We start from the raw sequence: 10,743 nt of genomic DNA, 5'->3' as shown, positions 1-10,743 counted from the left end.
CTGCGGGCGCTGCGCTCCCTGGGCCGGGCCGCGGCCGACCTCGACGCGATCCCGCTCGCCGCCACCCTGCCGGGCGCCCGCCTGGTGGCCGCCACGACCCGGATGCTCCGGGGGACGACCAGGGACCTGCCCGCGCTGCCCTCGCTGGCGGCGCCGCGCACCCCGTTCAACGGCCCGATCAGCGCCCGCCGGCGCTTCTCCTACGGTTCCGTCCCGCTGGCCGACGTCCGGCGGGTGGCCAGGTCGTCCGGGATCAGCGTCAACGACGTGGTCATGGCCCTGTGCGCCTCGGCGCTGCGCTCCTGGCTCGAGGAGCGCGGCGCGCTCCCGGACCGGCCGCTGATCGCGGCGGTCCCGGTCTCGGTCCGTACGGCACGCGGCCGGAGCGATCGGGACGGTCAGGAGGGTCGGAGCGGGCAGGGCGCCGTCGGCAACCAGATCTCCGCCATGATCACGCCGATGCCGACCGACGTCGCCTGCCCCCGGGAGCGGCTGCAGGCCGTGGGAGCGGCGATGCGCACCGCCAAGCGCCGCTTCGCCGGCTCCCCGTCGGCCTGGCCCAGCGAGCTGACCTCGATGGTGCCCGCGCCGGTGACGGCCCTGGCCACCCCCGCGCTCTTCCGGCTGGCCTCGATGGGGGCCCCGCCGGTCAACCTGATCGTCTCCAACGTGCCGGGGCCGCAGTTCCCCCTGTACCTGTGCGGGGCCCGGGTGCTCGGCTACCACCCGCTGTCGGTGCTCAGCGACGCGACCGGCGGGCTCAGCATCACCTGCTTCTCCTACGACGGATCGCTCGACTTCGGCATCGTCGCCTGCCCGGACCGGGTCGAGGACGTCTGGCGGCTGATGGGCCACCTCCAGGAGGCGATGGACGAGCTGGTGGAACTGGCCGGTCCCGCTCCCGTTCCTGCTCCCGTTCCTGCCCCTGCCCCCGCTCCCGCCCCGGCCTCGGCTGCGGCCGCCGAGCCGAGCCCGGTCTGAGCCGCGCGCCCGCGTGCCGGACCCTTCCTCCCGCCCGGGAACGGGAGGGAGGGCCCGGCCGTCACGCCAGGGCGTGCACGATCAGCTCGGCCACCGCGTCGGGTCGATGTGGTGGCCGGTGAGCTGGCAGAGGTTCTCCTGGTGGAGCAGGACGGCGGCGAAGGTGACCGCCGCGACCTCCAGCCGGGCGGCGTCGCCGCGGGCGCCCGGCAGCGCCAGCTCCAGCGCGAACCGGGCCCGGCGGATGATCTCGCCGTTGAGGTGGCCGAGCCGGGCGCGGACCGAGCCGTGCGTGTCGGCCTCGCGGAACAGGATGCGCCGCATGGCCGGGGAGGCCCTGATCGGCAGGCGGCGGGCGAGCCGGGACAGGGCGCCCGCCGCGTCACCGGGGTCGGCCTCCACCTCCGGGGACTCCTCCACCAGCGTGCGCTCGTCGACCAGTGCGACCAGCACGTCGATCTTCCGGGGGAAGTAGTGGAAGACGAGCCCCTTGGGGACGTCCGCCAGGCGGGCGATCTCCGCCGTGGGGGTCGCCTCGTAGCCGTGGCGGGCGAACAGCTCCTCGGCGGCGTCCAGGATGCGGGCGCGCGTGTCCGGCTCCCCCGTCCCGCCGGGGCGCCGCGATCTCCTGGCACGGTGACGGAGTCCTCCCACAGCCCGACGATAACCTCACGGGCCGGGCGGATTCCATGTCGCCGGGGGAACAGGGCCGTACGCGCTCAGTCACCGGCTCCGACGGAGGACAGCAGCATGGGCAGCGCCCGGCGCAGCTCCCTGTTCCAGTAGGTCATGTCGTGCCTGCCCCGGTAGAAGTGCGTCTCGGCCGGGATGCCCAGCTCGTCGAGCCGGTCGGCGAAGGCGGTGGCCGCCTTGCGGGCCAGTTCCTCGGTGACGTCGCCGAACAGCTCGCCCGGCCGCGCGCGCCCGTCGCCGGCGGCCACGTAGAGGCGGACCCCGCGCAGCTCGGCGGCCCGGTGGTAGGGGTTGTGCTCCTCCCAGACCTTCCGGTCTCCGCGCGGGTCGCCCCAGATGCGCTTCCAGTCGGTGCCGAAGCAGCCGGCGGTGGTGCCGAGCATGACGGCGATGTCGACGCCGGGCAGCAGCGTGTGCACTGCGCCGCTGAAGGAGGCCGCGGCCTTGAACCCGCCGGTCGCGGCGTAGAGCATCGCTCCCTGACCGCCCATCGAGTATCCGGCGATCGCCCGGTCGCCGCCCGCGCCGTACCGGCTCTCCAGCAGGGGCAGCAGCTCCTTCAGGTGGTGGGTGGCCCACCGGGGCGGTCCGCCGCGGCCGCCGTTGTACCAGTCGGAGTAGCTGCCGCACCTGCCGCCGTCGGGCATCACGACGATCACCGGGGCGTCCGCGGTCAGCCGCTCGACGTCCGACCTCGACCAACCCCGGTGGTCGTCCAGGCCGCCGTGGAGCAGCCAGAGGCTGGGCCAGGTCCGGCCGGAGCCGGCCGACCAGCCCTCGGGCAGCAGCAGCCGCACCGTGGTGACGTCGTCCAGCGCGGCCGAGCGCAGGGTCAGGTCCATCCGGCGCCCGTCCAGCCGCCGCTCCCTGAGCACCTCGATCCCCTCGGGCTCCTGCGGGGGCCGCGGGGTCGCGCTCGCCCGCGGATTCCCGGTGGCGGGGGTCGCCGTGGGCTCGGCGGCCGGGCGGTGCCCGCTGGTGATCAGTGCGATCGTCGCGGCGACCACCAGGACGAACAGCCCGGTGACGACCACGGCCCCGACGAAGAGCCCTCGTAGCCGTGAACCGGGTGCCATGCGAGCCGCCTCCGCCCGTGCGCCGACCCGGCACATGCTAATCCCGGGACGATCTCCCATGATGCTCAGGAAGTGAGTGAACGCCGGGGAATAGAGTGGCTGGCATGAGCCTTTCTGAGCTGAACCTCTTCCCGCTCTGCCTGGGCGGCAACGTTTTCGGCTGGACCGCCGACCGGGACGCCTCCTTCGCCGTCCTGGACGCCTACGCCGAGGCGGGCGGCAACTTCATCGACACCGCGGACGCCTACTCCGAGTGGGTCCCGGGCCATGTCGGCGGCGAATCGGAGACGATCATCGGCGAGTGGATGGCCTCCCGGGGCAACCGCGACCGGATGGTGGTGGCCACCAAGGTCGGCTCCCTCTCGACCCGCGAAGGGCTCTCTGCGGCGAACATCCGCGCCGCCGCGGAGGACTCGCTGCGGCGGCTGCGCACCGACCACATCGACCTGTACTGGGCGCACTTCGACGACCCGGGGACTCCGCTGGAGGAGACCCTGGAGGCGTTCGACGCCCTGGTCCGCGAAGGCAAGGTCCGCAACATCGGCGCCTCGAACTACGACGCCGGCCGGCTGGCCGAGGCACTGGAGATCTCCGACCAGAACGGCCTGGCCCGCTACGGGGTGCTCCAGCAGCACTACAACCTGATGGAGCGCGGCTACGAGGGGGCGCTGCGCGACGCGGTCGTCGAGGGCTGCCTGACCAGCACGCCGTACTTCGGCCTGGCCAGAGGCTTCCTGACCGGGAAGTACCGGCCGGGGGTCGAGGTGGACAGCCCGCGGGCGGGCAAGGCGTCGGAGTACCTCGCGACCGAGCGCGGTCCGCGGGTCCTCGCCGCGCTGGACGAGGTGGCCGCCGCGCACGGCGCGGTCCCGGCCACGATCGCGCTCGCCTGGCTGGCGGCCCAGCCCACGGTCGCGGCGCCGATCGCCAGCGCCCGCGACGTCGAGCAGCTCCGGCCGCTGCTCGCGGTCGCCGACGTGAAGCTGACCGACGAGGAGCTCACCCTGCTGGACGAGGCCTCCCGTTAGGAGACCGTCGCGAGGACGGCCGGGACCCGGCCGCTGCGGGACGGTGGAGGGCCCGGCCGCCCCGAGGCGGCCGGGCCCTTCGGTGGGACCCGGGACCCGTCCGGCGGTCCCCGCGGCGGGGACCACCGGACGTCCGGTGCGCCGGGCTAGTGCTCGGCGGCCTGCTCGGCGCCGACGCCGGTGAGCGAGCGGACCTCGATCTCGGCGTACTTGGCCGCGTTGTACTCCTTGCTGAGCTTGGTGCCGATCCAGCCGGCCAGGAAGCCGATCGGGATCGAGAGCAGGCCCGGGTTGCTCAGCGGGAACCAGGAGAAGTCCGCGTTCGGGAAGAGCGAGGTCGGGCCGCCCGACACCACCGGCGAGAAGACCACCAGGACGAGCGCGGAGATCAGGCCGCCGTAGATGGCCGAGGTCGCGCCCGTGGTGTTGAAGTCCTTCCAGAACAGGCTGTAGAGGATCGCCGGCAGGTTGCCCGAGGCGGCCACGGCGAAGGCCAGGGCGACCAGGAAGGCCACGTTCTGCCCCTGCGCGAGGATGCCGAGCCCGATGGAGAACGCGCCGATGACGAAGGCGGAGATCCGGGCGACCAGGACCTCCTCCTTGTCGGTGACGTTGCCGCGCTTGAAGACGTGCGCGTACAGGTCGTGGGCGAAGGACGAGCTGGAGGCCAGCGTCAGGCCGGCCACGACCGCCAGGATGGTGGCGAACGCGACCGCCGCGATGACGGCCAGCAGGATCGTGCCGCCCACGTCTCCGAAGATCGCCGTACCGATCGCCAGGGCGAGCTGCGGCGCCGCGGTGTTGCCCGCCTTGTCCTGCGCCAGGATCGCCTCGCCGCCGACCAGCGCCGCCGCGCCGAAGCCCAGCACGAGGGTGAGCAGGTAGAAGGTGCCGATGATGCCGATGCCCCACAGAACCGACTTCCTGGCCTCCTTCGCGGTGGGCACGGTGTAGAAGCGGATCAGGATGTGCGGCAGGCCCGCGGTGCCGAGCACCAGGGCCAGACCGAGACTGATCAGGTCGAGCTTGCCCGCCAGGCCCTGCGCCTCGGTGCCGTACTTCAGGCCGGGCTCCAGGAACGCGGCGCCCTTGCCGCTCTTGGCGGCGGCCTCACCGAGCAGCGAGGAGAGGTTGAAGCCGTACTTGCCCAGGACCAGCAGGGTGACCAGGGTCGCGCCGCTCATCAGCAGCACGGCCTTGACGATCTGCACCCAGGTGGTGCCCTTCATGCCGCCGATGACCACATAGATGATCATCAGGATGCCGACGCCGACGATCGTCCACGCCTTGGCCGCCTCGCCCTCGATGCCGAGCAGCAGGCCGACCAGCGCGCCCGCGCCGACCATCTGGGCCAGCAGGTAGAAGATCGACACGACGATGGTGGAGACGCCCGCCGCGGTGCGGACCGGGCGCGGGCTCATCCGGAAGGCCAGCACGTCGGCCATGGTGAACTTGCCGGAGTTGCGCATCAGCTCCGCGACCAGCAGCAGCGCCACCAGCCAGGCGACGAGGAAGCCGATCGAGTAGAGGAAGCCGTCGTAGCCCGAGAGGGCGATGATGCCTGCGATGCCCAGGAAGCTGGCGGCCGACATGTAGTCGCCGCCGATCGCCAGGCCGTTCTGCGCGCCGCTGAAGGACCGGCCGCCGGCGTAGTAGTCGGCGGCGGTCTTGGTCTGCCGGCTGGCCCAGAACGTGATGCCCAGCGTCGCGGCGACGAAGACCAGGAACAGGATGGTCGACAGGGTCTGGGAGCTCATTCGGTCCGCCCCTCGATCTCGTGGCGGATCTCGTCGGCGATCGGGTCGATCTTCTTCTCCATGTGCCGGGAGTAGGCCCAGGCGATGCCGAACGTGGAGACGAACTGCAGGAAGCCGAAGATCAGGGCGACGTTGATGTTGCCCAGCACCTTGGCGCCCATGAAGTCGCGCGCCCAGCCGGACAACACCACGTAAAGCAGGTACCACGCGAGAAAGGCTGCGGTCATGGGGAACGTCCAGGCGCGGAAGCGGCGCTTCAGGTCCTGGAACTGCTCGCTCGCCTGCACCTGTTCGTAAACCGATGCGTCATGTTGTCTGGTGGTCAAGGGGGAGACCTCCCACGAATGTGATCTGGATCACGGCTACCGTAGGAGCGGCGGGCACCCCGCGAGGAGACCCCCGCACGCGCTCTTCGCCCAGCCGCCGCCCGGCCGCGTTCAGCTGGGTACGGCCTGCGGCGAAAGGTCCTTCCCGCGCGCCGAACGGCACATGGGCCCGGTCATCGGCCCGGACGCCTCACGTTCCCCTGGGGCGCCAGTCCCCGCGGTCCACCTTCAGCGTCTCGGGGGTGTGCAGGCGCACCATCGTGCGGGCCACGCCCTTCGGGATCCGGCCGGGCGTCAGCAGGGAGACGACGACCATGACGAGGAACGCGATCGGGACGGTCCACGCGGCCGGCTGGGCCAGCAGCGCCCCGGTCAGACCCGTGTGGGGTCCGCCGACGATCGTGGCGAGCACCGCCGCGCAGGCCAGCCCCCCGCCGGTCAGCAGCCCCGCCATCGCGCCCGCGTCGGTGAACCGCCGCCACCAGATACCGAGGACCAGCAGGGGGCAGAACGACGAGGCGGCGACCGCGAACGCCAGGCCCACCACGTCCGCCACCGGCAGCGAGCGCGCCGCGGTGGCCAGCGCCAGCGGGACGACCACCGCCAGCACCGTCGCCAGCCGGAACGAGCGCACCCCGCCGCGCAGGATGTCCTGTCCGATCACCCCGGCCACCGAGATCGTGAGCCCCGACGAGGTGGACAGGAAAGCGGCGAACGCCCCCGCCGTCACCAGCGCCGAGAGCAGGTCGCCCGCCGTACCGCCGACCAGGCGGCCCGGCAGGGTCAGCACCACCGCGTCGGTACGGCCGGTCATCAGCAGCTCGGGGGCGTAGATCCGGCCGAGCGCGCCGTAGACCGCCGGCAGCAGGTAGAAGGCGCCGAGCAGTGAGAGCACCACCAGCGTGGTACGGCGGGCCGCCCGGCCGTCGGGGTTGGTGTAGAAACGCACCAGCACGTGCGGCAGGCCCATGGTGCCCAGGAAGGTCGCCAGGATCAGCGAGTAGGTCGAGTACAGCGGGTAGTCCCTGCTCTCCAGCGGCAGCGCCCACTGCCGGTCGGTGAGCGCGGGCAGGTTCTCGGCGTGCGGCACGGCGGCGCCCGCCGGGAAGGTGATCGTCGTCTCGTGGGCGACGGTGTGCGGACCGGGGGTCAGCGTGATCCGCGCCCGGTCGAGGGGGCGTCCGTCCAGGCGGCCGGTGACGGTCACCGCGACCGGCTCGGTCACCCGCACGGTGACGTCCACGGCGACGGTGACCGTGGTCCGCTCGGCGAAGAGCGGGGGTGTCTCCCCGCCCGGTGCGGGGGCGCCGTCCGCCCGCCAGGCCAGCAGCAGGAAGACCACCGGCAGCGCGAGCGCGGTGAGTTTGAGCCAGTACTGGAAGGCCTGCACGAACGTGATGGAGCGCATGCCGCCGGAGAGCACGTTGACCGCGACGACGACGGCCACCAGCAGGCCGCCGGCCCAGACCGGCGCACCGGTGATCGTGCGCAGCACCAGCCCGGCGCTCTGGAACTGCGGCATGAGGTACAGCCAGCCGATCAGCACCACGAGCACGCTGGCGCTGCGGCGCACGATCATCGACTCCAGGCGGGCCTCGGCGAAGTCCGGGAGCGTGTAGGCGCCCGACCGGCGCAGCGGCGCGGAGACCAGCACCAGCAGCACCAGGTAGCCGCCCGTCCAGCCGACCGGCAGCCAGAGCATGTCGGCGCCGTAGGCCAGGATCAGCCCGGCGATGCCGAGGAAGGAGGCGGCCGACAGGTACTCCCCGCCGATCGCGGAGGCGTTCCACAGCGGCGAGACCGTACGGGAGGCCACGTAGAAGTCGGAGGTCGTGCGCGACAGCCGGAGGCCGAAGATCCCGATGAGGATGGCGGCCAGCACCACGACGACGACCGCCGAGACTCCGTAGGCGGTGTTCACTCCGGCTCCGCGGTCACTGCCGCTCCATCAGCTCGGCGAAATGGCGCTCGTTGCGCTCGGCCTGCCGTACGTAGAGCCAGGCCCCGGCGACGAGCCCCGGGTAGACCAGCCCGGCGAGCACCGCCCAGGGCAGTCCCACGCCGAGCAGCCGCACCTCGCGCAGCTCCGGCACGAGCAGGAACAGCAGCGGCAGTCCGCCCACCACGCAGGCGAGCACGGTGCACACGAACAGGGCGAGCCGGAACTGGGTGCGCACCAGGGAGCGCATGTACACCTCGCCCAGGCGGGTCTGCTCGTCGATCTCCCGGGTGGCGGGGTACCGGGAACGGCGGGCCGCCTGGGTCCTGGGGCTGGTCACCACCTCCCGGCGGGGCCGTTCGCCGGGCCGTACCAGCCGGTCGGCCACGCGCAGCGCGCGGTCGCCGCGGCGCCGCGACCCGGTCTCCCGTTCCGCCGCACCCCCTCCGCCGGACCCCCTCCCCGTGTCTCGCCCCGTGTCTCGCCCCGTGTCTCGCCCCGTTTCGCGCCCCGTTTCGCGCCCTGTGTCGCGCTCCGTGTTCCGTCCCGTGCCCCGGCCCGGGTTCCGCCCGGTTCCGCCGTCGCCCGCGCCGCGCCCGGCCGTCATTCGGGCCTGCCCTTGCGGGCGCGCCGCACCAGCAGGTCCCGCAGCTCGCGGGTGTGGCGGCGGCTGACCGGGATCTCGGTCTCGCCGATGCGGACCACGCAGCGGCCCGAGTCGATGTGCAGCTCGTCGATGTGCTTGACCGCGACCAGGTGGCTGCGGTGCACCCGGACGAACCCGGCCGAGGCCCAGCGCTCCTCCAGCGTCGCCAGCGGGATGCGGACCAGGTGGCTGCCGCCCGCGGTGTGCAGGCGGGCGTAGTCGCCCTGCGCCTCCACGTAGCGGACGTCGGTGCTGGAGACGAACCGGGTCACGCCGCCGAGCTCCACCGGGATCGTCTGCGGGTCGGTACGGCCCGCGCCGCCGTCTCCGCCGTCCGGCAGCTCCACCGAGACGCAGACCCGCCGGATGGCCTCGGCCAGCCGCTCCGGGCGGACCGGTTTGAGCAGGTAGTCCTCCGCCTTGATCTCGAAGGCGTCCACCGCGTGCTCCTCGTAGGCGGTCACGAAGACCACCCGGGGCGGGTTCGCGAACTGCGAGAGCAATCTGCCGAGCACCACCCCGTCCAGGCCGCGCATCCGGATGTCGAGGAAGACCGCGTCGATCGGCCGCCCGTCGGCGATCGCGCGGTCCAGTACGCGCAGCGCCGCGGCGCCGTCCCTGGCCAGGGAGACCTCGTCGATGCGGGGGTCGTCGCGCAGCAGGTAGGCCAGGTCCTCGAGCGCGGGCAGCTCGTCGTCCACCGCCAGAACACGCAGGCCGGTCACGCTCGCTCCTCCGGGTCGTTCGTCAGGGGAATCCCTAGAGGGTGATGAATCAGACATCACGTGTCAACAGTATCCGGCCTGCTCAGCGTGCGGAGCAGGTCCCTGTGGCGGTGCAGCGTCAAGGAGAGCGGCACCATGAGCGCCAGCAGCAGGCACCCGCAGACGACGGCGAGGGTCTGCAGGCCGTACGCCCTGCCCAGCAGCCCGCCGCCCAGCGCGCCGAGCGGCATGAGACCCCACAGCACCGTGCGGATCGCCCCCAGCACCCGGCCGAACAGGTGCGGCGGGACCAGGGCCTGGCGTACCGACATGACCAGGACGTTCCAGACCAGCAGCGCCCCGCCGCCGAGCGTCATCGCGGCCGCCAGCGCCGCCGGGGACGGGAAGGCGCCGATGAGCACGAAGCAGGCGCCGGGGACGGTCAGCGCGACGCCCATCACCACGGCCCGCGACCACCTGCGGACCAGTGCAGGCACGACCAGCCCGCCCACCACCCCACCGGCGGCCGAGGCCAGCACGAACCAGCCGAACGCCGCGGCGGGCAGCTCCAGCACGTCCGTCACGAACAGCACCATCACCGCCATGATCGCCTGGAACACCGCCCCGGACAGGCCCGCCACCACGGTGAGCCCGCGGATCAGCCGGTGGTTCCAGAACCAGCGCAGGCCCTCGGCCATCTCCGCGCGCAGGTTCGGCGGCCGTCCCTCCGTCCTGCCGTCCGCCCTGCCGTCCACCGGCTCATCCGCCTGCGCGCCCTCCGGACCGTCCGCCCTGCCGCCCTGCGGCTCATCCGCGTGCGCGTTCTCCCGCTCCGGCGTCCGCCCGGCCCGGTACCGGCCGGGCAGCAGGAGCAGCACCGCCCCCGCCAGCAGGAAGCCCAGCGAGTTCGCCAGGAACGGCAGCGCGGCCGCGGCGACGAACAGCGCACTGGCCAGCGGGGCGCCGAGGAAGCCGTCGGCGACGACCGAGGCGGCCTCCATCCTGCCGTTGGCCTTCTCCAGCTGGTCGCGCCGGACCACCGAGGGCGTCATCGAGTGGGCCGCGTTGTCGTAGAGCGTCTCGACGGCGCCCAGCGTGAAAGCGGCCGCGTAGAGCATCCACAGCGCCGCCTGCCCGGCCAGCACCGCCGCCGCGAGCAGCCCGACGATCACGGTCCTGACCAGCTGGGCGGCGATCATCGCCCTGCGGCGGTCGACCCGGTCCACCAGCGCACCGCTGACGATCGCGAACATCAGCCACGGCAGGATGGTCAGCGAGGACAGCGCCGCGACCAGCACCGGGTCCTGGGTGAGGGTGACCGCCAGCAGCGGCAGCGCCACCTTGCCCACGCCGTCGCTCAGGTTGGAGACGGTGCTGGAGGAGAACAGGATCCAGAACCGCCGCCCCAGCCCGCGCGGACCGGGGTCCTTCCGGTGTCCGAGCCGATCGCCGGTCCTGGGACGTCCGTACGGCCTGCGGTCATCGATCCTCCGGGGTAGGGGCGGGGCCGGTCGTCGGGTGGCGAGACCGGTCGTCGGGAACGGAGCGGCCGTCGGCGGCTGGGGGCGGCCGCCGGGGGGGGCGGGGGGGCGG

At 73.1% G+C, this 10,743-nt stretch carries 10 protein-coding genes; 2 read left to right on the top strand and 8 right to left on the bottom strand.

All coding sequences use genetic code 11. The features are described 5' to 3' along the window. Positions 1-981: WS/DGAT domain-containing protein (locus tag ACWJ6R_RS20615; protein WP_449063802.1), on the top strand; the 981-nt coding region annotated here is incomplete at its 5' end. Positions 982-1,062: 81 nt separating this feature from the next. Here ACWJ6R_RS20615 and ACWJ6R_RS20610 read toward each other — a convergent pair. Together ACWJ6R_RS20610 and ACWJ6R_RS20605 are read right to left on the bottom strand one after the other, a co-directional pair. Then, on the bottom strand, positions 1,063-1,635 hold the full coding sequence (locus tag ACWJ6R_RS20610; protein WP_449063801.1) for a TetR/AcrR family transcriptional regulator: 573 nt from the start codon (positions 1,633-1,635) through the stop codon (positions 1,063-1,065). 65 nt (positions 1,636-1,700) lie between these two features. After that, complete coding sequence (locus tag ACWJ6R_RS20605) at positions 1,701-2,750, bottom strand: alpha/beta hydrolase (protein ID WP_449063800.1); 1,050 nt, start codon at positions 2,748-2,750, stop codon at positions 1,701-1,703. Between the two features lie 104 nt (positions 2,751-2,854). On the opposite strand from ACWJ6R_RS20605, the gene ACWJ6R_RS20600 reads away from it, so the two are divergent. After that, the gene (locus tag ACWJ6R_RS20600; protein WP_449063799.1) at positions 2,855-3,778 is read left to right on the top strand and encodes an aldo/keto reductase; all 924 of its coding nucleotides are present in this window, start codon (positions 2,855-2,857) and stop codon (positions 3,776-3,778) included. Between the two features lie 146 nt (positions 3,779-3,924). Here ACWJ6R_RS20600 and ACWJ6R_RS20595 read toward each other — a convergent pair whose 3' ends face one another. The 6 genes from ACWJ6R_RS20595 to ACWJ6R_RS20570 form a co-directional block, all read right to left on the bottom strand. Further along, complete coding sequence (locus ACWJ6R_RS20595) at positions 3,925-5,535, bottom strand: solute symporter family protein (RefSeq protein WP_449063798.1); 1,611 nt, start codon at positions 5,533-5,535, stop codon at positions 3,925-3,927. Continuing rightward, on the bottom strand, positions 5,532-5,861 hold the full coding sequence (locus ACWJ6R_RS20590; RefSeq protein ID WP_449063797.1) for a DUF485 domain-containing protein: 330 nt from the start codon (positions 5,859-5,861) through the stop codon (positions 5,532-5,534). Before ACWJ6R_RS20590 ends, ACWJ6R_RS20595 begins: the two co-directional genes overlap by 4 nt. Positions 5,862-6,051: 190 nt before the next feature. Further along, complete coding sequence (locus ACWJ6R_RS20585) at positions 6,052-7,782, bottom strand: sodium/solute symporter (protein WP_449063796.1); 1,731 nt, start codon at positions 7,780-7,782, stop codon at positions 6,052-6,054. A gap of 13 nt (positions 7,783-7,795) precedes the next feature. After that, on the bottom strand, positions 7,796-8,188 hold the full coding sequence (locus ACWJ6R_RS20580; RefSeq protein ID WP_449063795.1) for a hypothetical protein: 393 nt from the start codon (positions 8,186-8,188) through the stop codon (positions 7,796-7,798). Between the two features lie 215 nt (positions 8,189-8,403). Then, the gene (locus tag ACWJ6R_RS20575; protein WP_449063794.1) at positions 8,404-9,171 is read right to left on the bottom strand and encodes a LytR/AlgR family response regulator transcription factor; all 768 of its coding nucleotides are present in this window, start codon (positions 9,169-9,171) and stop codon (positions 8,404-8,406) included. Positions 9,172-9,227: 56 nt separating this feature from the next. Then, positions 9,228-10,743, bottom strand: a 1,516-nt coding sequence (locus ACWJ6R_RS20570; protein ID WP_449063793.1) for an MFS transporter, incomplete at its 5' end; no start/stop codon positions are given.

The sequence above is a fragment of the Planomonospora algeriensis genome (assembly GCF_977012225.1).
The sequence above is the reverse complement of the archived record's forward strand: the minus strand, read 5'-3'. Positions and strand labels throughout refer to the sequence as shown.

Coding starts and splice junctions, on each gene's coding strand:
- ACWJ6R_RS20605 (WP_449063800.1), bottom strand. CDS start 2,750: ATGGCACCCGGTTCACGGCTACGAGGGCTCTTCGTCGGGGCCGTGGTC.
- ACWJ6R_RS20600 (WP_449063799.1), top strand. CDS start 2,855: ATGAGCCTTTCTGAGCTGAACCTCTTCCCGCTCTGCCTGGGCGGCAAC.
- ACWJ6R_RS20595 (WP_449063798.1), bottom strand. CDS start 5,535: ATGAGCTCCCAGACCCTGTCGACCATCCTGTTCCTGGTCTTCGTCGCC.